Below are 25,025 nucleotides of genomic sequence, written 5' to 3'. Positions count from 1 at the left end.
TTGTTTAGCGGGTGCAAAGGTAAGAATATCTTTTAAAAGAACAAATTTTTTCATAGGAAAAAATAGTTGGAAATTACCAAATGGTAATTTTTACTCCGAAATAACGCTCTATCTTTGCATCCGCTAAACAAAAATGTGAAGTTTATGAAGGATAGTATTGATTTTGGTAGTATGGAAATTCCGAAATTGTTTCGGAAATTGCTGATACCTACTGTGCTGGGGATGGTATTTTCGGCTGTGTTTGTGATAACAGATGGTATTTTTGTAGGTCAAGGGATAGGTAGTGACGCATTGGCGGCAGTGAATATTACTGCTCCTTTGTTTTTGATAAGTACGGGTATCGGACTGATGTTTGGTGTTGGCGCATCGGTGGTGGCATCTATTCATTTATCTCAGGGAAAGTTGAAAACTGCCCGTATCAATGTGACGCAGGCTGTTGTGGTTTCTTCTTTGTTTTTGGCTGTGCTGTGGGGAGTGGTATGTTTGTTTGCTCCACAAGTAGCCGTGTGGTTGGGAAGTTCGGAACGTCTGTTGCCTTTGGCGGTGGAATATATGTATTGGTTCTTGCCTTTTCTGGTATTTAGTGCTTTGCTAAGTTCAGGGATGTTCTTTGTCCGTCTGGATGGTTCTCCTAATTATGCCATGTTGTGTAATGCTATTCCGGCAGTGGTGAATATCCTATTGGATTATGTGTTCATTTTTATTCTCAAATGGGGAATGATGGGTGCGGCGCTGGCTACCAGTCTGGGGTATATTTTGGGGGCCGGAATGATTGTAGTCTATTTAAGTCGCAGAAGAAATGTGATTCATTTTTGCCGGGTGAAACTTAGCAAGAAGAGTATGCGGCTCACTTGGCGCAATGTGAAATATATGTGCCACTTAGGAGTTTCCACCTTTTTGTGCGAGGCAGCCATAGCCTGTATGATGTTTGCAGGCAATTATGTGTTTATCCATTATTTAGGCGAAGATGGAGTGGCTGCTTTCAGTATTGCCTGTTATTTCTTTCCCATTATATTTATGGTATATAATGCCATAGGACAATCGGCTCAACCCATTTTAAGCTATAACTTTGGAGCGGGTGATACCATGCGGGTACGTTCCGCTTTCCGTCTGGCACTGGGAACGGCCGTGACCTGCGGACTTGTGTTTTTTGCGTTAACAGCTTTGTTCAATCATCAGATTGTGGCTATGTTTATTGATCGTTCCTATCCGGCATACGATATTGCTGTGGCGGGACTGCCTTTGTTTGCGTCTGGTTTTATTTTTTTTGCTGTAAACATTGTTTCCATTGGCTATTTTCAAAGTGTAGAGCGGGCACGTCCGGCTATGATGGTTACAGTTTTGCGTGGGTTTGTTTTTATGGTACTTTGTTTATTGGGCTTGCCGTTGCTATTGAAGGTGCCAGGGATATGGCTGGCAGTTCCTTTGGCGGAAATACTTACTTTTTTAGTAATAATGGTAATTTATTATCGTAAACATCAATGGGTTCGCAGATGATTTTTTACTTTTGTAGTAATTAATCGGGTGGATATATGGATGCATTCATACAGAAGTTTTGTGAAAAATATAGTTTGCCGATAGCTTTGAGCTTGCAGTTGTTGGATAATATGGAGAAGTTCACTTTTCATAAAGGGGATTTTCTTGTACAGGAAGGTGGGCGGAACTCAAACTTCTATATTGTAAGTAAAGGAATCTGGCGGGGGCATTACCTTAATGACGGGGTAGATGTTTCCGTCTGGTTTGCTTCTGAAGGAGAGGCCATCTTCTCGTCATGGGGATATGTGGAAAATACAGTTTCGTTGGTTTCTATCGAAGCGATGTGTGACAGTGAACTTTATGGTATTTCGAAGGCAAAACTCGAAGTATTATATGCCGGATCTGTTGAACTGGCTAATTTTGGAAGACGACTGTTCGAGCAGCAGTTTTTAGGGCTTGAAAGTTGGATGATAACGGGAGGAAGCCCCCGGGCCAAGGAGCGTTATCTTACTTTGTTGGAAGAGAATCCGGAACTGTTGCAGTATGTACCTCTGAAGCATATCGCTTCTTATTTATGGATTACTCCACAGTCGTTAAGCCGTATCCGTGCCGAACTGGGGAGAAGGAAAAAAGACCAATGACAATTTTAGCATTTACGGGGTTGGTTCTTTCGTATGGAAACGCATTGTTCTCTTTGCTTTTTCTTGTATGGTTCATCTTTGCCTTGATGGATGGTAGAAAAGTTGGCATCCGATAAATATTTATCTTAAAAGTGTCATCGTATTTTATTTTTGTGTAAGTTTGTAGTGAATCCTAAAAAAACTTATGGCAATGATAGATGATATTTTAGAGTTCAACAAGAAATTTGTTGAGAGCAAGGGATATGAGAAATATATTACCAACAAATATCCTGATAAAAAAATAGCTATTCTTTCTTGTATGGATACCCGGTTGACGGAATTGTTACCTGCTGCTTTGGGTATCAGGAACGGTGATGTAAAAATTATCAAGAATGCAGGTGGGGTTATCTCGCATCCGTTTGGTAGTGTAATCCGTAGTCTGATGGTGGCTATTTATGAGTTAGGTGTAAAGGAAGTTATGGTTGTTGCTCATTCTGATTGTGGAGCCTGTCACATGAATAGTAATGAGATGATAGAACACATGAAAGCACGTGGCATCAAGCAGGAAACCATTGATATGATTCGTTTCTGTGGTGTAGATTTTGGAGCATGGCTGGATGGTTTTGAGGATACGGAGAAATCGGTGAAAGGAACTGTACGGGCTATTATGGAGCATCCATTAATACCTGAAGATATTATAGTGAGGGGATTTATAATTGATTCGGTGACGGGTGAACTGACAAAAGTATAAAATGTGAGTTTTTTATACACAATAATGTTCATGTGATTTTGTGTATTATAAGAAAGGGAGGTATTTCTGCCTGATGCAGAATATACCTCTCTTTTTATTGAAGTCTGTATTTGTTTCAGTTTTTTATTGAGCGAAAGCATGATGATAACCATCCACTTTGTTCCAATTGCCACGGGTAAAGTCGGGTACGGCAACAGGTGCATTTCCGTTTTCTATAGAAAGACGGGTCAATTCGGCCATACAGCACCATTCTGCTAAATCATAAACGTCCATGTCCAAAGGAAGTCCGTTGCGCAAGCAATATACCAGGCGATAATCCATAATGAAGTCCATCCCTCCATGTCCACCTATTTTCTTTGCTGTTTCTTCTAATTCTTGGTGGATAGGATGTTTGTATTGGCTCATCAAAGCTTCTTTTACTTTTTCGGGAACAGCCGAGTGCATACTCAGGTTTTCGTGATCGGGTATGCTGGTGCTGTCAATCTGATCCGGGCGGAAACAATATTGCTCGATGGGATATTTGTTGGCAAAACCTTTGGTACCGGTCAGCTGATACATACGGCTATAGGGACGTGGATTCATTACATCATGCTGTATGTGGATGGTTTTTCCGTTTTCTGTACGGATAAAAGTCATGGTATGGTCGCCGTTTTGGAAATCGGGTGCTTCTTCTTTCTGATATTGTTTTACCAGTTCGGGACCGGTTACAGCTTTGGTGTCCATGGCTACCAGTGTCTTCATGCGGTCACCGCGATGAATGTTGAGCAATTGGCAGGCAGGGCCTAGGCCGTGTGTGGCATAAACGTCTCCACGGAACTCCCGGTTGTAATCCAAACGCCAGTTGTTCCAGTAATAAGGCCAGAATTCTTCCAGATTATGGATGTATGAACCTTCTACATGGAGCACTTCGCCGAAAAGACCTTTTTGTGCCATATTCAATGTCGTCAGTTCGAAGAAGTCGTAAACACAGTTTTCAAGTTGCATACAGTGTTTACGGGTCTTTTCGGAAGTATTGATAAGTGCCCAGATTTCATCCAGCGACATGGCGGCAGGTACCTCGATGGCTGCATGTTTTCCATGTTCCATGGCATAGATACCCATTTCAGTATGGTGTTTCCAGTCTGTTGCAATGTATACCAAGTCGATATCGTTTCGCTCGCACAGTTGTTTCCATGCATCTTCGCTGCCGGAATAGAGGGCAGGGGCTTCCATACCGGCGTTAGTTACAATTTTTTGTGCTTTTTCCGCATTTTCAGGCAATAAGTCGCAAAGAGCGACAATTTTAGTTCCCGGTATGTGCGTCCAACGTTCTACCGCACTGGGACCACGCATGCCCAAACCGATGAAACCTACACGCACAGTGTCAAGTTTAGGAGTTGTTAGTTCGATTACATCCTGTTGTCCCGCAGGACGTTCGGGAACTGGAACTTCAAGAGGCGCATACTCTTTTGTTGCAGTTGTTTCTTTGGGGATTGGGGTACAGCCGGCGAGGCATGATAACGCTATACCGACGAAGAAGGTAGATAGGTTTTTAATCATGGTTCTGTTTAATTGAAATTTATAGGTTAATAGTAGATTGTTGCAAAAATAGGGAATATCGTTGGAAAAACCTCATAAAATCGGCAGATTGCAGCAACTAAAATTGATTATTTCTATTTCTAACTTTTGAGTTTGGTGCAGATATTATTTTTAAAAATCGGTCAAGGACTTTTTGTCTTTCTTTGCCTTCCTTTTCGTCTACATCTTTTGTCCAAAGATTTACACCTGCTTTAAGTTCAATAACTCGTTTTACTTCATTTTAAGATTTCATCAGTCAGTTCTCCGATTTCCCCAAATGCCAAGGCGTAAGCTGTAACAAAAATTTCGTGATAAAAATCCGTTTTATCTCCATAATCTTCTTTTATGAATGGAATTTATTTCTTAATTATTTCAGCACTTGCTCCACTATCATACAACTCCATTATATATTCATAGGTGTCGTGTGCTAAATCTCCATCAATTATTTTTACTCCGTCTGTTGCCATTTCAATTTTATGTTTTTACTATCCCGCTTGCCGATAAATACACGCAATGGATTATTTAAAATACGCAATACGTAAAAAGTATATTGCAAGTGCGAAGAGTTATCTCGTTCTAAAGGTACTAATTCTTTGGGATACAGACGTTGTTTTCCGTGTGAAACTAATATCAACTTACTTTGCTTTCCTTGATTATCTTGAAAAACATAACAAAATTTATGGAACTTCCCTTATGTGGAAAAGCTATTGCCGTTGATTGACTTCTGCCGGAACACATTGAGATTCTCGGAAAGGGTATTTTCAAATAGGTGTGAACGATGTTCCACTTGTGCAATGGTTTAGGTAGAAAGCGAATGAATGGAGAAACGGTTTGGAGACTGCATCTACTAAACAGGATAAAGGACTGAAAATATAGGATGCACCCTAAATTCTATTCTAAAAGTAAATAAAAGCATTAGAAGATAAAAGATTATCAGAAAAATATCCGATTTTTGTAGTCGGATAAAGACAATTATTTCCAAGACATACGAGAAAAAAGAAGCGTTATGTTCATCTTGTAGGTTGGAAACGTAGGAAATCTCGGACTTGGTACAAGAAATAGTATAGTGGTTCTCACGCTATAGCGTGGGCTGTTATTATCATATCTGTGCCAAAGGTTGTCTACGACCTCCAATTTAGACGCGGTAGCATTGCAGTTCCACGCTCTCGCATTTTATAACCGCCTATAAAGGGACTGATAGGCATCGAATAGAATACATATATGGAACAACAGTTTTGTCAAAGTTGTGGTATGCCCCTAACTGATGAAAACAGAGGGACAAATGCCGATGGGAGCAATAGTGAGGATTATTGCGTGTATTGTTACAAAAAAGGTGAGTTTACCCAAGATTTTACAATGAGCCAAATGATTGAGTTCTGCCTGCAATTCTTAGACCAATGGAATGTGCAGACCGAATGTAAGTTGAGTCCCGTACAAGCAAAGGAACAAATGCTTCAACACTTTCCCTACCTGAAACGGTGGAAAGAAAAAGATGAACGGACACTAATGGAAAAGGCAACCCACTTGCTTGCCCAATGTGAAAATGTGACCATTGCATCCATTGATGCTAACGGTTATCCGCGACCTGTGCAGATGTCCAAGATACATGCTAAAAGTTTTAATGAAGTCTGGATGGTGACAAGTGTCGGCTCCATGAAAGTGAATGATTTTAAGGCGAACAACAAGGCGGGGCTTTGCTATGACTATTACGGGGATGGCGTTGCCCTGCGTGGTACGGTAGAAATTATTACGGACAATACTATCCGCAAGGACATATGGCAGGATTGGTTCATTCATCATTTTCCCGATGGACCAAGTGATCCCAATTATGTACTTCTACATTTCATTGGTACGGAAGCCACCTTTTGGATAAATGGCGAATTTTCTCACTCCAACATCTGATATTTATGAGAACGATTGTACCTGATAATAAAAACATAGCCGCTTGCGGTCTTTATTGTGGAGCTTGCCGTAAGTTCTTGGCAGAGAAATGTCCCGGATGTAAACCAAATAAAAAGGCAACTTGGTGTAAAATCCGCTCATGTTGCCAAGAAAACAAGTTTAATACTTGTGCTGAATGCTCCCATGATGTCAGGGAATGCAAGTTGTTTTCCAATTGGATAAGCAAAGTATTTGCATTTCTGTTTAATTCTGACCGTTCCGCTTGCATTAGCTATATTAAGGAACAAGGTGAACAAGCCTTTGCCGAAGAGATGACAAAACGTAAATGTCAAACCATCAGAAGAAAATAAATATGAAGAACGAGGTATTATATCTATTGTTAAATAACTATGCCGACCATGAAGCCGTATTTCTGGCTTCGGCTATTGCGTGTGACGAACGTAGTATAAAAGAAAATCCCAAATACACGAACAAAGTCGTAGCTCCTACATTGGATGTTGTACGCTCATGCAGTGGTTTCCATACTTTACCCGACTATTCTTTTGAAACGATGCCCAATGATTATGCCGCATTGGTACTAATTGGTGGTTTCGGCTGGCTCGACGAACTGGAAGCAGATAAAGTCGTGCCAATCGTTCGCCGTGCCATAAAGAAAGGGATTATCGTAGGAGCTATCTGCAATGCTGCTTCTTTCCTTGCCAAACATGGTTTCTTAAATGAGATAAAACATACGGGAAATGGTTTGGAACAGCTACAATTATGGGGAGGAGGCAACTATACCAATAAGGCAGGTTATATGAATGAGCAAGCTGTGTCGGACAAACGCATTGTTACGGCAAATGGCACAGGTTACTTGGAATTTGCTAAAGAATTGTTGCTATTGCTGGAGAATGATACCCCTGAACAAATAGAAATGTTTTACTGCTTCAACAAAGAAGGATTGGTAAAGCTGTTCAGTCAATTACCTTGATTGTATGGATTTGTCAGATTGGTTCAAAGGTTTTGAGAAAGTATAGCCCGACTCTCATCGGAACAACGAGCAGCCTTCTTTTCGGAATGTAGCAAGAATTGCGTGGATGGTGGTGTGCTTTCCATTTACAGGAAACTCTACAAGGATGCCAATGGAGATATGGATGTTTTCTTCCAGATGGCAAATGAATTGCCGGGAGTAAAAAGCGAGATTGTAGAGAAAGGTCGTGTCTATCATCTTATTGCCTGCCATATTTACATCCTTAAAAGTTACCCAAACCTGCAAAGTGATGCAGATCACGGTAATTAGGCCGGTTGCCACCTCATTATCCTAAAATGAGGTGAATTTTCTAACTCTTTGATTTCAAAGAGGTATATTCTTTTTGCAGAAATACAATATATTTTTAATATTAGTGTATTGCTTGTCGGATAAATTGATTTCACTTATACTGTATTTATAATAAAAAAGCAGTCTTGAAAAGTCAAGACTGCTTTTTTATTATAATGGTAATTCAATTCCCTCAATCAAAAAGTACGGTTTTTATTTAGGTCTATAACCATACATTAATGCGGCATTAATTTCAATAGCCCTCATATATCCTTTGAAAAAACTTTTTACTCTTTTCATCCTGTTACCTTTTTTTTAAAACGTTAAAAACTAATCCTTTGTATCTTTTACTTTGTATCGTACCCCCAAGCACGGAGGGCGTCATTTCCCATATCTTTGAGACCTGCTTTGATGATCTCCTTCAACTTCTTCATAATGTTATCCTTTCTTTGATTAAAAAATAGGGTTGTTTTCTTACTTAATCCCTATACCCCAAGCTTTTACTTCGTTTTCACCCATCATAGCAAGGGCTTTCTTAAAAATACTTTTTACCTTTTTCATAATCTCGTTATCCTTTCTTTTTATGTTTTACAACACAAAATTATGCTGTTTTGTTCTAGATTGTACTCTGATAAAGATAAAATGTATGCAAAAGTGGCAAATTCTTGATGCAAGTCAAGAATTTGCCACTTTTCATTAAAAAACTATTTCAGAAGCCCAGCTTCTGAAATTCATTCTCAAAATTAGGTGTAAATATTTCTTTCCCAATATTGCTTCTGATCTCTTCTAGTGACCAAAAACGGCCGCCATCCAGTTCCTCGCTGGGAATAATGGGACCGTCATAAGTGGTTTTATGTGAGAATACCAATTCTTTTTCCCGGGTGGATTCGAATATATAGCTAGTCAGTAATTCGGGAGTAAAGTCGGTGATGCCCAGTTCTTCTTTTACTTCACGTTTCAAGGCTGTTTCCACATTTTCACCTAAATCTATGTGTCCGCCTACGGCTGTGTCCCATTTGCCTGGTTGGATATCTTTCCAGTCAGGACGCTTTTGCAAATAGAGTTCGCCTTTACTGTTGAATACATGTAAGTGGACTACCGGATGTAGCAATTTACTTCCATTATGACATTCTCCACGGGTTGCAGCTCCTGTTATGTTTCCTTGTTCATCTACTATAGGAAACATTTCTTCTTTATTATCGTAATTCATCTTCGCTATTTTTTTGTTACTGCAAAGATATGAATTCGGGCTCGGATTATATGGATCTTATAGTCTTTAATAGTAAAAAGGGATGTGAGAACTTTATAATCCGAGTCCGAAATGCCGTTTAATAATTTACTTGATGCCGTTTTAAAAAAGCTACTGTTTTATGTATTTCCTTATACATCACAATATCTTCTTTTATAAAAGGTACCTCGTTGCGGTAGTTGGCGAGAAACTTTTCAATAAACGGTGAACTGCGGAGCGGGCGGCGGAAATCCAGTCCTTGTGCAGCGTTCATCAATTCGATGGCAAGTATATGTTCCAGATTATCCATCACTTTGTAGAGCTTGGTGGCGGCGTTGGCTCCCATACTTACATGATCTTCCTGTCCGTTACTGGATACTATGGAGTCGCTGCTGGCGGCATAACAGTACATTTTATTCTGGCTTACCATGCTGGCAGCCGCATATTGGGGAATCATGAAACCGGAATTAAGTCCCGGATTGGCAACCAGAAATTCGGGCAATCCGCGAAGTCCCATAATGAGTTGTGCCACACGCCGTTCAGATATGTTTCCCAGTTCGGCCATAGCAATGGCAAGATAATCATATACCAGTGCCAAGGGCTGTCCGTGGAAGTTGCCACCTGAAATGATAAGGTCTTCATCGGGGAAGATAGTGGGGTTATCGGTAACTGAATTTATCTCGGTCAACAGTACTGAAGCTACGTGGTTGATGGCATCTTTGGTAGCACCATGAACTTGTGGGATGCAACGGAACGAATAGGGGTCTTGTACGTGTTGTTTGGGCTGTGCGATGATTTCACTGCCTTCCAGTATTCTTCGGAATGCGGCTCCGGTTTCTATCTGGCCTTTATGCGGACGCATTTGTTGGATACAGTCCATGAACGGATCGATGCGGCCGTCAAAGGCTTCCAGGGAGATGGCGGCAATGAGGTCGGCTTTCTTGGAAAGACGGAAGGCTTTGAGTATGGCATACACTCCGTTGGCACTCATAAACTGGGTACCATTGAGCAAGGCCAGTCCTTCTTTGCTTTTCAATTTGACTGGTTCCCAACCAAACTCATCAAGCACGCTGATAGCTTCGCAGCGTTTGCCTTTATAATACACGTCGCCTACGCCGATCAACGGAAGGAAGAGATTGGCGAGCGGGGCAAGATCTCCTGAGGCTCCCAATGAACCTCGGTCGTAGACAATGGGCATTACATCGTTATTGAAAAAGTCGATAATGCGCTGTACAGTAATGACTTGTACGCCACTGTGTCCCAAAGAAAGAGCATGAGCTTTTAATAAAAACATCAGCTTCACAATGACATGGGGCATTTCTGCGCCTACACTGCAAGCATGGCTTTTCACCAGGTTCTCTTGCAAAGTACTCAGTTCATCGGAAGAAATATTACGGTTGCACAGGCTGCCGAATCCTGTCGTGATGCCATAGAGAGGGACATCGGATTCCTTGATCTTTTTGTCCAGGTAATCCCGGCATTTCTGAATCCGGTCTTTGGCTTCAGGAGCCAGTTCCAATTTCAGATTTTCATTGATAATACGTTCGATGATGTCAAAAGTGAGGTCACCCGAACCTATTTGATATACATTCTTCATGGTCTGATTCTTTTTTTAACCGCGGAGGTTGGGATTAAAAAATGGTTTTCACATAGTCCAGTATTTTCTGTTCTTCGGCAATGGTCGTCTGTTCTATCATATCGGCCTCTTCACTCATCTCTTTGACGAATTTTTCGTCTTTGATAGAAGTGAGGTTGATACGTACATTCAGCAAGGCTCCCAGAATGGCAGTCCGGGCACACATCATGGACACGCAGGCATCGGTTACAGCGTTGCTGTTCCCTTTTCTGGCTACCACATCAATCATGGGCAGAATGGAATGGACGGTACGTGCCACCTCCATAGGCACTTGGGCGGCATATTTGGTTTCCTTCTGTATGGCTTCACTGCGGATAGCCTTTTCTTCATCCGTTTCTTTCGGAAGTTTGAATGCAGAGAAAACACGGTCGTATGCTTCCGAATCACGGTCTACATCGGTTATCAGCTGGCGGGTGAGTTCTTCGAAACGCACAGAAAGATCTTCCATAATTTCGTTCACTTCTACATATTTCTTGCGGCCTATGGTAAGATTGGCTACCATAGCTGCCAGTGAGGTGGCAAGGGCTCCATTGAGTGCCGAGACACTGCCGCCACCGGGGACAGGATCATTACTGAGTACTTTATTGATAAATTCTTTGATGGTAAGTTCTGTTAACATGGCTATTAGTATTTAATTGGTTAATTTGAATGTAGAATACGTCCTCCTTTGATGGTCAGCTTCACTGCGTTCATACCTGTATAATAAGGTAATATATGGGGGTTGTCGGTTCCCAGTAAAACAAAGTCTCCCTGTTTTCCGGCTTCTATGCTTCCGATGCGGTCGGCGCGTCCGAGGGCTGCCGCACCGTTCAGTGTGATGGCTGTGATAGCTTCGGCAACGGTCAGTTTCATATAGATGCAGGCCAGAGCAAAAGTCAGCGGGATGGATCCGGAGAAACAGCTGCCTGGATTTAGATCGGTGGCAAGGGCTACGGCACAGCCGCTGTCTATCATTTTCCTGCCACGGGCGTAGGGCTCTTTTAGTGTAAAGGCAGTTAGTGGTAACAGAGTGGCTACTACATTATTTTGTGCCAGGGCTTTTATGCCTTCATCGGATGCTTGCAACAGATGGTCGGCGCTGAGGGCCTTCAATTCTCCTGCCAGTTCTGCTCCTCCAAAGCTGACAATTTCATCAGCGTGTAGCTTGGTGCCGAAGCCTAGAGCTTGCGCAGCTTTCAATAGCTTTCGAGACTGTTCCACAGTGAATACTCCTTTTTCACAGAAAATATCGCAATTTTCGGCCAATTGTTTCTGATGGATCATGGGCAACATTTCGTTAATCAGAAAATCAATATATGCGTCACTTCGCCCTTTGTATTCTTCGGGTAAGGCGTGAGCACCTAAAAAAGTGGTGGCGATATCTACTTTCCGGTCGGGACATTCATTGATAGCTTGCATGACACTGAGCTGTTTCAGTTCTGTATCACGATCCAGGCCATATCCGCTTTTTCCTTCCACTGTGGTGACCCCCATCCGGCTCATGGTATCCAGAAACCATTCGGCTTTATGTTTCAGTTCTTCAAAGGAGGCTTCCCGGGTGGCACGTACAGTATTGATAATGCCTCCGCCACGTTCCATGATGCTCATATAACTGTCGCCGTTGAGCCGCCAGATGAATTCGTCGGGGCGAAATCCTCCGAAAACCAAATGGGTATGAGAATCAACGAATCCCGGCAACAATACATTCCCTCTGGCATCAAGCACTTTATAGCCGGGCTTTTCATGGCTTATACGGTTTTCGCCAACATAGGTAATAATGCCGTCGGTTACTCTTACCGTTCCGCAAGGAATGTTGAGAAGTTCGTTCATGGCTTCTCCTTTCCGGGCGGTTCTGCCTTGCGGAGTAACGATGTGGGCATTGATGATAATCAAGTTGTTGCTCATAGTTGTTAGTTTTAATGGAACGCAAATGACGCAAATGACACAAATATCAATGGTGACTGAATATTTTTCTTTTAAATTCAGGATGCTTTCCGAAGTTTAATAGATAGCCTATCTCTATGTCTGTGGCTTTCAGATAGTTTATCAGTTGAAATTCATGTTCGGGACGTAAAGCATCAGCCGCTTTCAGTTCTAATATGATGGAGTTGTTGATCACCATGTCGGCATAATATTCACCCACTTTATGATTTTTATAAAATACATTGATTTGCTTTTGCACTTCACATTTAAAACCTTGCTCTATCAATTCAAAGTAGAGGGCATTTTGATAAACCCTTTCCAAGAATCCATATCCTAATGTGTTGTACACTAGATAAAATGCTTTTAATATTTTATCTACATCTTCTTGACTTGCTATTTGCGTCATTTGTGTCATTTGCGTTCTATTCTATATTATTCCATAATCTGCGCTTCCAGCACTTGTTGCATGGAGAAGTTTTCCAATCCCAGGTAGTAAGAGGCAGTGTCTATCAAGGCCTCCATAGGAACAAGTCCTACGATTTCGCTGCCGATGATGCTTACTCCGTAGCGTTTGGCTTCAAAACGTACCATTTCGAATGCCCGGTAGATAGCGGTTTTGCTATAGTCGGTAAGATTCATGGATACCTGGGTGATACCCCGGTCCTTCAGTTCTACGCCCATGGCCTTGCAATAGCGCAGTCCGCCACCGATAAAACGGATTTTCTTGGCAATGTCATGCGCTATTTCCAGGCTGGGAGTATTGAGATTTATATTGTAGGCCACTAAGGGCATACGGGCTCCGATGGCTACAGTTCCGGCAGTGGGGTGACGTTCCGCAGGACCAAAATCGGGATGCCATTCGGGTTGGTGAATCTTTTCCTTCATTCCTTCGAATTCTCCTTTACGGATGGCAGCGAGATTTTCACGATGTGGTGCACTAGCTGATTTTTCATACAAGAATACAGGGAGATTATATTGAGAGGCCACCCGTTGCCCCACTTCTTTGGACACTGCTATGGCATCTTCCATGGTACATCCTTTGATGGGAATGAATGGAACTACATCTACAGCTCCCATACGGGGGTGCTGTCCTTGGTGATGGTTCAGGTCAATCAGTTCTACTGCTATACCGATAGCTTCTATCACGGCTTCTTTCAAGGCGTCCGGTTCTCCAACAACGGTAACTACCAGCCGGTTGTGGTCTTCATCGTTACTATAATCCAATAATTTTACGCCTGCCTTGGCACGAAACGGAGATACAATCTCGTCTATTTTCTGTAAGTCACGTCCCTCGCTGAAGTTGGGGACGCATTCCATAATTTTTGTCCAGCTCATACTCTTTAGAATTTGGTTTATAGGGAACATCCATGGATGCGGATGAATGAAACAGTTGCATCCATGGTGTTCCGGTTTTTGGTTAGTTGATTCCTTTATTTTTCAATACCTTATTAATAAGGTCATCTTCCGCTATATGCGGCAGGGTGATGTGATAACCATCGGCATGGCTCTCGTTGAATTCCGCCGAAGTTTCCATGGCATGCGGGTTGCGTGCCCACGAGCGGCGTGCCACTCCTCCCATTACATCCCATAACATGGATGAGCGGAGAATACGGTCTACCCGTTCACTGCCGTCGCATACCATTCCGAATCCGCCATTGATGGCTTTACCTATACCTACACCGCCTCCATTGTGCAAAGCGACAAGGCTCATGCCCCGGGCACAATTTCCGGCAAAGCATTGCACAGCCATATCTGCCATTACATTGCTGCCGTCCTTGATATTGGAGGTTTCCCGGAAAGGAGAGTCGGTACCGCTTACATCGTGGTGGTCACGTCCCAACATGATAGGACCTACCTCGCCCCGGCGTACCATTTCATTGAAGCGCAGTGCTATATTCATACGTCCCAGTGCGTCTTGATACAGAATGCGTGCTTGGGTCCCTACCACCAGGTTATTCTTTTCGGCGTCGCGAATCCATATCCAGTTGTCCATATCCTGTCCGCGGCGATCTTTAGGGATACACTCCATAGCGGCACGGTCGGTCTTTATCAAATCTTCCTTTTTCCCGCTCAGGCATACCCAGCGGAAGGGGCCGTAACCATAATCGAAAAGTTGAGGCCCCATGATATCCTCTACATAGGACGGCCAAATGAATCCATCCTTCTCGTCTGTTCCATTGCGTGAGATTTCTTTCACTCCGGCGTCATAAATCGCTTTCATGAAAGAATTGCCATAATCGAAGAAATAAGTGCCCCGTGCCACCAGTTCCTTGATAACATGGAAATGGCGGCGCAAAGTTTCGTTCACCATTTCATCGAAAGTTTCTCTGTCTTCTTTCAGCATACGGGTACGTTCTTCGAAGGAAATGCCTGCAGGACAATAGCCGCCTTCGTAAACGGCATGGCAGGAAGTCTGGTCACTGAGAAGTTCGATGTGGATGTTGTGATGCAATGCATACTCCAACAGATTGACTACATTGCCATGGTAGGCTATGGAACAGGGGATTCGTCGGTCTATGGCATCGGCAGCCAGCCGGTAAGCTTCAGACAAATCGGATGTGATATGCTGTACCCACCCTTGGCGGTGGCGGGTTTCTATGCGTGAATAATCCACCTCGGCTATAATGGCCACTGCTCCGGCTATCTCGGCTGCTTTGGGTTGGGCTCCGCTCATTCCGCCCAATCCGGAGGATACGAAAAGATGGCCGTTCAGGTTGCCGTCCTGCGGCACTCCTAATTTCATGCGGCCGGCATTTAATAGGGTGTTGAACGTGCCGTGTACAATGCCTTGCGGACCGATGTACATCCAGCCTCCGGCGGTCATCTGTCCATAATTGGCTACTCCCATCTGTGCGGCTATTTCCCAGTCTTTCTGGTTGTCGAACATGCCTACCATCATGGAATTGGTGATAATAACACGGGGAGCTTCGGGATGTGATTTGAATAATCCCAACGGGTGGCCGCTTTCTACGACCAGGGTTTGTTCATTCGTCATAACCTCCAGATACTGCTTGATAAGCCGGTATTGCATCCAGTTTTGACAAACTTGTCCGGTTTCGCCGTAGGTCACCAGTTCGTAAGGATAGAGGGCGATATCAAATGAAAGATTGTTGTCTATCATTACTTGAAACGCTTTTCCTTCGATACAGTTTCCTTTATATTCGTCAATGGGCTTTGCTTTCAAGTCACCTTCGGGCCGGAAGCGGTAACCGTAGATTTTACCCCGGGTGAGCAGTTCATCCATCAATTCGGGAGCAAGTTGCTCATGCAGTTCCACCGGAATGTATCGCAATGCATTCCTCAATGCCGTTTCCGTTTGGGCGGGTGTCAAGCGGTAGCCCCGGTCGGGAGCACGGCGGATGCCTTCCGTGAATGTAGGATAGGCAGGTAAATCAGTAGATAGAGTGATAGTCATAGTATGTAAGTGTTTTGTCACAAAGATAGCAAAACGATTGGAATACTATGGGTTTGGAGATATGTTTAGTGACATAAAGTTGTTTTTTATCTATAGACTTGATGTAAAGGTAAACGCACACGGATATAAAAAGCTTGCCATAATGACAAAGTAGGTTGCCTGTTCTTGTGTATAGTAAATAAAGGGGGCGGTAGAAATTTAGTGGAAGCTGGTTCTTATTTTCCCGTTCATATCTTTCTTTGGATTTTTTTAAGTAAGAACCTACCGGCGGAATAAATGAATGTCTATCATATCACAGCCTATTGTATAAGTTTTTTCTTTCTCCAGATTAAGCCTTTTTATACGGATGTATTCTATCTCCATAGCCTTTGGAGTTATCTCCATAAGCTTTGGAGTTAACTCCAAAGCCTTGGGAGATAACTCCAAAGGCTTGCGGAGATAAAACAAGCAGGAAGAAAAGCCTTAGCCATATAGTAGAAAACGATTGGTGATACGGAAAAAAGGCTTTATATCCGTGATGAAGTCTTAGGGTATCAGCAGCGAACTGTCTCCGTAGCTCAGAAACCTGAAATCATGGCCCAGTGCATAATCATAAATCCTTCGCCAGTTTCCTTTCACAAAGGCGGAAACCAATAGCAGCAATGTACTTTGCGGCTGATGGAAATTGGTAACCATCTTCTTGACTATTTTGTATGTATATCCCGGCGCGATGATAATCTGAGTACTGCTATGCAACGCTTCCATTTCGTGTCGGTTCAGATAATCCAGAATCTGTTGCAGTGCTTCCACCGGAGTCAGGTCATTCTTATCTTCGTAGGGCATCCATTGCTGTACATGCAACTCGTCCTGAGTGGCATCGGGATTGTGGCTGATAAGGACGCCGATATAATAAAGACTTTCCAGGGTACGTACTGAAGTGGTTCCTACCGCAATGGCTTCTCCATTATGGGCAATTAATTTTTCAATGGTATGCTTGCTTACAGAAATGTATTCCGTATGCATCTCATGTCCTTCTATCTCTTCACTTTTCACGGGCTTGAAAGTTCCTGCACCTACGTGTAAAGTCAGTTCCTCCCGGTCAATTCCCCGTTCGTCCAGCGCTGCCAGTACTCTTTCCGTAAAATGAAGTCCTGCGGTGGGAGCGGCGACAGAACCTTTTATTTTGGAGTAAACCGTCTGATAAGTTTCCTTGTCGCTTTCTTGTGTCTCACGGTTCAGATAGGGAGGGATGGGCAGTTCACCTGCCACTTCCAGCAGGTCGGCAAAGGTAATTGTGTCATCATCCCATGAGAAATCAATCCAATGGCTGGTTCCCTTGCACTCTCCACGGGTGGCGGACAGGACTATTTGTTTGCCTTTTACATTTACTATGCGGCTCAACGTACCTTCTTTCCATTTTTTCAGATTACCTATCATGCATAACCAGCTGCATTGGCGTGTTTGCTGGAAGTTTAACACATAGTCATTGGGCTGGACAGGTTCCAGGCAGAATACTTCTATTAATGCTCCGGTTTCTTTACGGAAATGCAGACGGGCTTGAATCACTTTGGTATTATTGAATATCATCAGTTCTCCGGATTCCAGATAGTGTGGCAAAGACGTAAAGATGTCTTCGCTCACTTCGCCGTGGCGGTAAACTAGCAGTTTGGACTGGTCGCGCGTGGCAAGGGGGAATTTGGCGATCCGTTCATCGGGTAGCGGGTAGTTGAACTCACTTATTTTGATATGTTTGGTATCTTCCATCTGAATCTATTTCTTTTTCTGCGCAAAAGTACCGATATTTGCGCTAACTAAAAAAGAAAAGAGTATGAAAATAGGAGATAAAGTCCGTTTCCTTAGTGAGGTAGGGGGCGGTGTTGTGACCGGATTTCAAGGAAAAGATATGGTTTTGGTAGAAGATGCCGATGGCTTCGATATTCCGATGCCCATAAAGGAGTGTGTGGTGATTGACACGGATGATTATAATATGAAGCGTAAACCTGTTGCTCCGGCTCCTAAACAGGAGGTTGCCGGTGCAAAGGCAAAAGGAGCGTCAGTCAAGGTGCGTCCGGATGAAGAGGAGGATGAACGTCCTGTCACTTATCGCCCGGCCGAGCGAAAGGGAGGGGATATTCTGAATGTGATGCTGGCTTTTGTGCCACAGGATCTCAAAGCTATTTCTGCAACGGCATTTGATGCATATCTTATCAACGACAGCAATTTCACCTTATACTTTACTTATCTTACAGCCGAAGGTAGTAACTGGCGGGTGCGCAGCCATGGCATGGTGGAACCGAATACGAAGTTTTATATCGAGGAGTTCGAGAAAAGCGTTTTGAATGAATTGGAACGGGTGGCCGTGCAGCTTATCGCTTTTAAGGATAACAAGAGTTTTCTGTTCAAGCCTGCCGTGTCTGTGGAATTGCGCATAGATACAGTGAAGTTTTATAAATTGCATACTTTCCGTGAGAGTATTTTCTTTGAGGAGCCGTCACTTATTTACGATATAGTGAAAAATGATGTTCCGGTAAAACAGGTGTTTGTTTCGGCAGATGATATAAAAGATGCATTATTACAAAAAAAAGTGCCGGAACCGCAGGTAGCGAAGCAGCCCCAGCAGAAAAAGGTGAAGAACGATATCATGGAGGTTGATCTCCATGCTCATGAGTTACTGGATACGACTGCCGGTATGAGCAACAGCGAGATATTGAATTATCAATTGGACGTTTTTCGTAAGACTTTGGAAGAATGCAAGAACAAGAAGGGACAGAAGATTGTCTTTATTCATGGTAAGGGGGATGGTGTGTTACGCAAAGCTATCCTGCAGGAGTTAAAATATAAATATAAAAACTATGAAAGTCAGGATGCTTCGTTCCGTGAATATGGTTTCGGGGCTACCATGGTGATTATTCATTAAGACTTTCTTATTCATATAAATTGTGATATGGCAACATTAAAAGAATTTTTGAAAGCGGATCGTTTTGCTACTTGTGCGGGAGTGGAACTTCTTGAGATAAAGCCGGGGTATGCCCGTGCGTGTATGGAGGTGACCGACCGGCATCTGAATGGTGGAGGAGTATGTCAAGGCGGCGCCTTGTTTACATTGGCCGATCTGGCTTTTGCAGCTGTAGCGAACAGCCGTAAGAAACTTACACTTTCTGTGAATGCCAATATTACTTTTCTCCGTCCTGCTAAGTTGGGTTACGTGTATGCTGAGGCTGTTGAAGTATTTAATCATCATCGTATTCCTTTTGTTGAAGTAAAGATAACAGACGGACAGGGGGAGCTGATAGCTGTATTTACTTCATCGGGGTATCGTAAAGAGTCTGATTTGCCGGTAGATGCGTTAGAATAATTTATAATAGATAAAAGCCTGTTGTTGAAAGAAGGCAACAGGCTTTTAAAATGATGGTTATCAGTGAAGACAAGGGGGCTTATCCTTCTTTGACTTTAGCCTTTCCTATTCTTCCCGGTTCTACGAATAAATATTTGTAGCCTGCGCGTATGCTTGCCAGATGCAGTTTTTCCAAACGCGCACGGCGGACAAGCAAAGCTGTCATTTCATGAATACGTCCGTTAGCATAACCTATCATTTCGTTCTCGGTCGTATCTTCAGAACCGTAAGTGCCTGCTCCTTGGACGATCATAAAAGGTGATTCGGTGCCTGCTTTATCCATCCCGACAGCAATAGCCACATAAATCCACATAGGACCATGAGCAACTACTTTACGTGCTGTGGCTGTGCGGCTTTCGCCTTTTGTCAGTGTCTTGTGGCAACAGCCTTCTATGGATTTGATTTTCTTTCCCAAATCATATACGGTTACTTTGTCATCGGCAGCATCCAAAGGTTGCTCGAACAAAATTGTGTCTTTTTTGTCCGGATAGCTGATGTGATAACATTCATATTCCGGTTGCATTCCTCTAGGTTCGTCATCGCCCACGGAACCTGCTACAAGTTTAACTTCAAGAAATGAGCCGTTCAGGGCGGTTTCATATACCGCATCCGTCAAAGCGGCGTTACTGGTTAATTCTAATTCTTTCATAAGTCAAGGTTTTTAATAAGTTTCTCTCATAACAGTAGGTGGAAAGAAAAGTTCGAAATAGTGTGATAAGGAACAAAAACGGGTGTTAATAGATGAAATAAGGAGATTGGTCGATAACTCTTGTTCCAATGATGATAAAGCTTTAATTTTACTTTTGGAAAAAGAAAAAGTTTGAGAATCAAGATCGGGTAGTAGAAAGGTAGACGGATTATTAGTTTGTCTGGATAGAGGGATTGATATAGTTGTAGGAAGGATATGAAGAGGCAGTTTATAAATACGTTAATAATAAGTTTGTTAGTAAATAAGGTCGGCTGAGGCTTTGTTTATAAGGAAAACGCTCGTTGTGAAACGGGCGTTTTTGATTTTGCATCAGTATGTGTTTAAAAGTAAATCTTATACTATAAACGACGTTCTACTCCGTGAAGAATAGAACGTCGTTTTATAGAATGGAATGAAGTTTACAAACGATAGTCAGCTAAATCATCTGCTTTGAATTTACGGATGAAATTGAAATGCTTTTCTATTTCAGCTTCTGCATAGTTTACATATACATGGGCCGACTTGGCGAACAATTCAGGTGCTTTTGTCGCATCTTGGATAAGAAGATGTGACATGATACATACGGCAGCCATTTCATAAAGACGGCGTGCAACGAAATCAAGTAACTCTTGATTCTGGGCCTCTTTTACCGCATTGGTGCATGCGTCAAATTTGTTGGCCATTTCTTTCACGCGGTCCATTAGCGGTTGCATATCTTCACTGCAAGGAATAGCTTCATAATTACGCAAGGTTGCGATATAAGAACCGTTGGTTACATAACGGATAGCGGCTACAGTCTGCAACTGGGTCGTTCCTTCGTAAATGCTGGTGATGCGTGCATCGCGATAGATACGCTGGCAAGCATATTCCATCATGAAACCTGAACCACCGTGAATCTGGATACAATCGTATGCATTCTGGTTGGCATATTCAGAGTTCATACCCTTGGAAAGCGGAGTAAAACTGTCTGCTAGCTTGGCGTAGACTTTTTGTTCCTGACGTTCTTCAGGAGTCAGTTTGCGTTCGCGGGCAATATCATCCAATGCTTTGTAAATATCCACATAGCGTGAAGTCTGGTAAAGCAATGCACGGCCTGCATCCAGTTTGGCTTTCATGATAGACAGCATGTCATATACTGCCGGGAAATCGATGATGGCTTTTCCAAACTGCTTACGTTCTTTGGCGTATGCCAATCCTTCGTTGTAAGCAGCTTGTGACAAACCTACTGACTGGGCAGCGATACCCAGACGCGCACCATTCATCAATGCCATAACGTATTTTATCAAACCGAGCTTACGGTCACCGCAAAGTTCGGCTTTCGCGTTCTTGTAAACCAGTTCGCAGGTAGGAGAGCCGTGGATACCTAATTTATTTTCGATGCGGCGTACATCTACACCTCCTTCGTTTTTGTCATAGATGAACATAGACAAACCACGTCCGTCTTTGGTTCCTTCTTCGCTACGTGCCAATACCAGGTGAAGATTAGCGTCACCGTTAGTGATGAAACGTTTCACACCGTTCAGACGCCAGCAGTTGTTGGCTTCATCGAAAGTAGCTTTCAGCATTACTGACTGAAGGTCGGAACCGGCATCGGGTTCGGTCAAGTCCATAGACATGGTTTCACCTGCACAAATACGGGGAATGAAACGGCTGTGCTGGTCTTCGTTACCGAATTCATACAGCGTTTCAATACAGTCTTGCAAAGACCAGATGTTTCCGAAACCTGCATCGGCGGCGGCAACAATTTCCGCGCACATGGTGTAGGGGGTGATGGGGAAGTTCAAGCCACCGAAACGACGGGGCATGGTCATGCCGTTCAGTCCGGCTTTGACCATCGCATCCAGGTTTTGTTTGGTTCCTGAAGCATATTCCACACGTCCGTTTCCGCAGTGAGGACCTTCTTCGTCCACTCCTTCGGCATTGGGAGCGATGGTTTCACCTGTAATCTCACCTGTGATTTCCAGAATTTTATCGTAAGAGTCCATGGCATCGGCATAATCCTGCGGTGCATAGTCGAACTCGTCTTTATCTCTATAGTCGCGCTCTTTCAGTTGGCAGATGCGCTCCATCATCGGATTGTTCAAGTGATACTTGAGTTCCGGTATATCGGTATAAAAGTTTGCCATAATTTTTAGTAGTTAGAGTGGTTAATAGTAGCTAAGGGTAGTTAAGTAGTGGGTGGCGATACATTTTTCAACAAGGCTATGCAGTAGGCGTTTAGCAGGCGGCTGATTTCGGCCGCTTGTATGCCTAATTGTTCTTTGTCTTGCAATGTGATGTATCCTAAATCTTTCGACAGGATAATGAAATTGCGTGTTTCTTCCAACGAACCTTGTGAAATGTTATAGAAACGCAGTTTGTCCTTTGAGCTGATTTTAGCATATCCTTCCGCTATATTTGCAGTGATAGAGGCTGCTGCACGGCGCATCTGGTTAACCAAGCAGAATAATTCCTCTTTGGGATATTGCTTGGTTATTTTGTAAATGGCCAATACATACGAATGTGCCTTTTGCCAAACAATCAGTTGTTCAAAGGATTGACTTTTCATTTTTTTCTACTTTGACTACTTATGACTACTACTGACTACTTTGAATTCTTTTTATAATACTTAATCAATTTCGGAACGACTTCTTCCACAGTGCCGTTAATCACATAATCGGCAATGGTGTTGATCGGAGCGTTCGGGTCACTGTTTACAGAGATGATGATACCTGCATCCTGCATACCTGCGATGTGCTGGATTTGTCCGGAGATACCGCAAGCAATATACAGTTTGGGACGGACGGTTACACCCGTCTGGCCAATCTGGCGGTCATGGTCTGCATAACCTGCATCGACAGCTGCACGGCTGGCACCTACTTCGGCGTGAAGTTCTTTGGCCAGTTCGAACAATTTGTCAAAACCTTCTTTAGATCCCATGCCATAGCCTCCGGCAATCACGATAGGTGCGCCTTTCAGGTTATGTTTGGCTTTTTCTACGTGACGGTCAATGACTTTGACTACATAGTCTGTTTCAGGAACAAACTTGGCAACGTCGTGGTTCACCACTTCACCCTTATAATTTTCATCCAGAATCTCTTTCTTCATCACTCCCTCACGAACGGTCGCCATCTGTGGGCGGTGCTCGGGGTTGACAATGGTTGCAACGATGTTACCACCGAAGGCGGGACGAATCTGATACAACAGATTTTCATAGGTGATGCCGTTCTTCTTGTCTTCGTGGGTACCGATTTCCAACTGGGTACAGTCGGCAGTCAGTCCGCTGGTCAATGCGGAAGATACACGCGGTCCCAGATCGCGGCCGATAACAGTAGCGCCCATCAGACAGATTTGTGGTTTTTCCTCTTTGAACAGATTCACCAAAATGGAAGTGTGGGGCAGTGAAGTGTAAGGGAACAGACCCGGAGCATCGAATACATGAAGTTTGTCTACTCCGTAGGGCAATACTTGTTTTTCAATTCCTGCAAGGCCGGTTCCGGCAGCGATTGCCTCAAGCTGGCAGCCTAACTGATTAGCTAATTTACGACCTTTGGTTAAAAGTTCGAGACTCACATCGGCCACTGTTGTGCCTTCAATCTCGCAATATACAAATACATTATTCATAATCGTTATCCTATTGTATGGTTAGCTAACAGTTCGACAATCAATCCTTCCACATCCTGGTCGCTTCCTGTCATGGTCTTGCTTTCTTTTGCCTGGAAGACGATGTTTTCAATCTTCTTCACTTTGGTGGGAGAGCCTGACAGACCGCACTGCTTGGTGTCGCCTTCTACATCGGCCACACTCCATTCAGTGATATTCAGGTAAGGGAATTTTTCATATAGTTCAGCGTAAGGCAGTTCAGAACCGTCTTTAGTGATGGCTGCTTTTTCCTGTGCGCCGAGAGCGCGTTTGTATTTCTGTAACAATTTGGCATTGCGCGGACGGCAGGGAGCTGCACTTCCGTTCACAGTCAGTACAATAGGCAGAGGACCTTCCACAGTTTCTACCCCTCCGTCAATGTGGCGTTTTACGGTGATGCGGCGGGCAGTTTCGTCCACGTTTAGAATTTCTTCGGTGTAAGTAATCTGGCTTAATCCCAGCTTTTCTGCTACCTGCGGACCTACCTGTGCGGTATCACCGTCGATAGCCTGACGGCCACCGATAATCAGGTCACATTCGCCTATTTTGCGGATAGCCGTAGCGATGGCGTATGAAGTGGCCAACGTGTCAGCACCGGCAAAAGCACGGTCGGTCAATAAATATCCATTGTCTGCTCCTCTGTATAAACCTTCACGAATGATTTCGGCAGCGCGTCCGGGACCCATGGTCAGGATAGTTACCGTAGAACCGGGATGTGTGTCTTTCAGTCTGAGTGCCTGTTCCAAGGCGTTCAGGTCTTCCGGATTGAAGATGGCCGGAAGTGCCGCACGGTTGATAGTACCGTCAGCGTTCATGGCATCTTTCCCCACATTGCGTGTGTCGGGAACTTGTTTTGCCAGTACTACAATTTTTAAACTCATATACTTTAATATATTTGGTATTAGTAATATTCTGGCGACAAATTTACTTAAACAATTTGAGCAACAAAAGGATATGAGGAGAAAATATGCACAAAAAGGTGAGGTGTGAGCATGAATCGAGGAGGATACAAATGTTTTTATGATAATTATATTGTAGAATAAAAGCGGAAATGTTTGTTTAAGTGGAAACTTTTTATATTCTTTGTAGAAAGTGATACTATGAAAACATTCACCTCCAAGTACAATCAAGCTAAATGGCCTTCGTGGACGGTCTGTTTCTGATGATAGGGACAGACGGTATCTTTTTCATTATACCTCTTTGAATCATCATAAGATATCCCTATTTCAAACTTTAAAAAATATATTATGAAAAGAACATTTAAAATGGCATTGATTGCCTCATTGGCAGTTGGTGGAAGTTATGTTTTGTATGGTTCTCAAAACAAAGAAGAATTGTCCGATTTAGCTTTGTCAAATGTGGAGGCCTTGACTTTAGGTACGAAGGATTGTATGTATCAACGTAATTCACGTTGTTATGAACTCGTTGTAGGTCCTCCGGGCGAACCTGTTATTATTGAAACAAGTGAGGAAGCGAATTGGGTAAATCGATATACCATTCCTGAGTAATTAGGCATTTATGTAATACGGGACAAAATAAATAGGTATTAGGCATTTGTT

25 protein-coding genes are annotated in these 25,025 nt (G+C 43.2%); 10 read left to right on the top strand and 15 right to left on the bottom strand.

What is annotated here, in order from left to right; translation table 11 throughout:
* The first annotated feature begins 144 nt into the window (after window positions 1-144).
* The 3 genes from RE317_RS10270 to RE317_RS10260 all read left to right on the top strand — a co-directional run bounded on the left by RE317_RS10270 (window position 145) and on the right by RE317_RS10260 (window position 2,847).
* Window positions 145-1,497: an MATE family efflux transporter gene (locus RE317_RS10270; RefSeq protein WP_008782062.1), complete on the top strand. Its 1,353-nt coding sequence runs from the start codon at window positions 145-147 to the stop codon at window positions 1,495-1,497.
* Window positions 1,498-1,532: 35 nt separating this feature from the next.
* Window positions 1,533-2,117, top strand: a complete 585-nt coding sequence (locus RE317_RS10265; RefSeq protein ID WP_005842319.1) for a Crp/Fnr family transcriptional regulator — start codon at window positions 1,533-1,535, stop codon at window positions 2,115-2,117.
* A gap of 190 nt (window positions 2,118-2,307) precedes the next feature.
* Entirely contained in the window at window positions 2,308-2,847 is a 540-nt protein-coding gene (locus RE317_RS10260) for a carbonic anhydrase (protein WP_005842314.1), read from the top strand.
* A 123-nt stretch (window positions 2,848-2,970) separates the two neighbouring features.
* Here RE317_RS10260 and RE317_RS10255 read toward each other — a convergent pair whose 3' ends face one another.
* A complete protein-coding gene (locus RE317_RS10255) occupies window positions 2,971-4,386 on the bottom strand; it encodes a Gfo/Idh/MocA family protein (protein ID WP_008670726.1) in 1,416 nt (471 codons plus the stop codon).
* A 1,239-nt stretch (window positions 4,387-5,625) separates the two neighbouring features.
* Between RE317_RS10255 and RE317_RS10250 the strand changes: the two genes are divergently transcribed.
* The 4 genes from RE317_RS10250 (at window position 5,626) to RE317_RS20985 (ending at window position 7,585) form a co-directional block, all read left to right on the top strand.
* Complete coding sequence (locus RE317_RS10250; protein WP_008670728.1) at window positions 5,626-6,306, top strand: zinc ribbon domain-containing protein; 681 nt, start codon at window positions 5,626-5,628, stop codon at window positions 6,304-6,306.
* Between the two features lie 5 nt (window positions 6,307-6,311).
* Complete coding sequence (locus RE317_RS10245; protein ID WP_032939656.1) at window positions 6,312-6,656, top strand: DUF3795 domain-containing protein; 345 nt, start codon at window positions 6,312-6,314, stop codon at window positions 6,654-6,656.
* Between the two features lie 2 nt (window positions 6,657-6,658).
* The gene (locus RE317_RS10240; RefSeq protein ID WP_005852953.1) at window positions 6,659-7,276 is read left to right on the top strand and encodes a DJ-1/PfpI family protein; all 618 of its coding nucleotides are present in this window, start codon (window positions 6,659-6,661) and stop codon (window positions 7,274-7,276) included.
* A gap of 102 nt (window positions 7,277-7,378) precedes the next feature.
* Complete coding sequence (locus RE317_RS20985) at window positions 7,379-7,585, top strand: hypothetical protein (RefSeq protein WP_005842303.1); 207 nt, start codon at window positions 7,379-7,381, stop codon at window positions 7,583-7,585.
* 727 nt (window positions 7,586-8,312) lie between these two features.
* Here RE317_RS20985 and RE317_RS10230 read toward each other — a convergent pair.
* The 9 genes from RE317_RS10230 to RE317_RS10190 form a co-directional block, all read right to left on the bottom strand.
* The gene (locus RE317_RS10230; protein WP_005852955.1) at window positions 8,313-8,813 is read right to left on the bottom strand and encodes an NUDIX domain-containing protein; all 501 of its coding nucleotides are present in this window, start codon (window positions 8,811-8,813) and stop codon (window positions 8,313-8,315) included.
* A gap of 118 nt (window positions 8,814-8,931) precedes the next feature.
* The gene (hutH, locus tag RE317_RS10225; protein WP_008670729.1) at window positions 8,932-10,428 is read right to left on the bottom strand and encodes a histidine ammonia-lyase; all 1,497 of its coding nucleotides are present in this window, start codon (window positions 10,426-10,428) and stop codon (window positions 8,932-8,934) included.
* A 34-nt stretch (window positions 10,429-10,462) separates the two neighbouring features.
* On the bottom strand, window positions 10,463-11,086 hold the full coding sequence (locus RE317_RS10220; protein WP_005840658.1) for a cyclodeaminase/cyclohydrolase family protein: 624 nt from the start codon (window positions 11,084-11,086) through the stop codon (window positions 10,463-10,465).
* Window positions 11,087-11,106: 20 nt separating this feature from the next.
* Window positions 11,107-12,351: an imidazolonepropionase gene (gene hutI, locus RE317_RS10215; protein WP_005852960.1), complete on the bottom strand. Its 1,245-nt coding sequence runs from the start codon at window positions 12,349-12,351 to the stop codon at window positions 11,107-11,109.
* A 46-nt stretch (window positions 12,352-12,397) separates the two neighbouring features.
* Window positions 12,398-12,784 carry a GxxExxY protein gene (locus tag RE317_RS10210; protein WP_005852962.1) on the bottom strand — a complete coding sequence of 129 codons (387 nt, stop codon included), beginning with the start codon at window positions 12,782-12,784 and terminating at the stop codon, window positions 12,398-12,400.
* Window positions 12,785-12,801: 17 nt separating this feature from the next.
* On the bottom strand, window positions 12,802-13,704 hold the full coding sequence (gene ftcD / locus RE317_RS10205) for a glutamate formimidoyltransferase (RefSeq protein WP_005852964.1): 903 nt from the start codon (window positions 13,702-13,704) through the stop codon (window positions 12,802-12,804).
* Between the two features lie 82 nt (window positions 13,705-13,786).
* Window positions 13,787-15,784: a urocanate hydratase gene (locus RE317_RS10200; RefSeq protein ID WP_008670733.1), complete on the bottom strand. Its 1,998-nt coding sequence runs from the start codon at window positions 15,782-15,784 to the stop codon at window positions 13,787-13,789.
* Window positions 15,785-16,045: 261 nt separating this feature from the next.
* Window positions 16,046-16,168, bottom strand: a complete 123-nt coding sequence (locus tag RE317_RS10195; RefSeq protein ID WP_255323897.1) for a hypothetical protein — start codon at window positions 16,166-16,168, stop codon at window positions 16,046-16,048.
* Window positions 16,169-16,309: 141 nt separating this feature from the next.
* Window positions 16,310-17,527 (bottom strand): S-adenosylmethionine:tRNA ribosyltransferase-isomerase, encoded by a 1,218-nt coding sequence (locus tag RE317_RS10190; RefSeq protein WP_008670735.1) that lies wholly within the window; start codon window positions 17,525-17,527, stop codon window positions 16,310-16,312.
* A 64-nt stretch (window positions 17,528-17,591) separates the two neighbouring features.
* Between RE317_RS10190 and RE317_RS10185 the strand changes: the two genes are divergently transcribed.
* A complete protein-coding gene (locus RE317_RS10185) occupies window positions 17,592-18,680 on the top strand; it encodes a DUF2027 domain-containing protein (protein WP_005840647.1) in 1,089 nt (362 codons plus the stop codon).
* 27 nt (window positions 18,681-18,707) lie between these two features.
* Window positions 18,708-19,118, top strand: coding sequence for a PaaI family thioesterase (locus RE317_RS10180; RefSeq protein WP_005840645.1), 411 nt, complete (start codon window positions 18,708-18,710; stop codon window positions 19,116-19,118).
* Window positions 19,119-19,197: 79 nt separating this feature from the next.
* Here RE317_RS10180 and RE317_RS10175 read toward each other — a convergent pair whose 3' ends face one another.
* The 5 genes from RE317_RS10175 to RE317_RS10155 all read right to left on the bottom strand — a co-directional run bounded on the left by RE317_RS10175 (window position 19,198) and on the right by RE317_RS10155 (window position 24,347).
* Entirely contained in the window at window positions 19,198-19,806 is a 609-nt protein-coding gene (locus RE317_RS10175; protein ID WP_005840643.1) for a histidine decarboxylase, pyruvoyl type, read from the bottom strand.
* A gap of 458 nt (window positions 19,807-20,264) precedes the next feature.
* The gene (locus RE317_RS10170) at window positions 20,265-21,971 is read right to left on the bottom strand and encodes an acyl-CoA dehydrogenase family protein (protein ID WP_005840641.1); all 1,707 of its coding nucleotides are present in this window, start codon (window positions 21,969-21,971) and stop codon (window positions 20,265-20,267) included.
* Between the two features lie 41 nt (window positions 21,972-22,012).
* Window positions 22,013-22,393, bottom strand: a complete 381-nt coding sequence (locus RE317_RS10165; protein WP_005840639.1) for a four helix bundle protein — start codon at window positions 22,391-22,393, stop codon at window positions 22,013-22,015.
* A 35-nt stretch (window positions 22,394-22,428) separates the two neighbouring features.
* Window positions 22,429-23,448: an electron transfer flavoprotein subunit alpha/FixB family protein gene (locus RE317_RS10160; protein WP_005840637.1), complete on the bottom strand. Its 1,020-nt coding sequence runs from the start codon at window positions 23,446-23,448 to the stop codon at window positions 22,429-22,431.
* 5 nt (window positions 23,449-23,453) lie between these two features.
* A complete protein-coding gene (locus tag RE317_RS10155; protein ID WP_005840635.1) occupies window positions 23,454-24,347 on the bottom strand; it encodes an electron transfer flavoprotein subunit beta/FixA family protein in 894 nt (297 codons plus the stop codon).
* Window positions 24,348-24,713: 366 nt separating this feature from the next.
* Here RE317_RS10155 and RE317_RS10150 point away from each other — a divergent pair, with 366 nt between their 5' ends.
* Window positions 24,714-24,974, top strand: a complete 261-nt coding sequence (locus RE317_RS10150; RefSeq protein ID WP_008670741.1) for an NVEALA domain-containing protein — start codon at window positions 24,714-24,716, stop codon at window positions 24,972-24,974.
* Window positions 24,975-25,025: the final 51 nt, after the last annotated feature.

Source organism: Phocaeicola sp. GP0067 (genome assembly GCF_031119655.1).
GTDB lineage: Bacteria > Bacteroidota > Bacteroidia > Bacteroidales > Bacteroidaceae > Phocaeicola > Phocaeicola vulgatus.
This window is presented reverse-complemented; position numbering and strand designations above follow the sequence as displayed.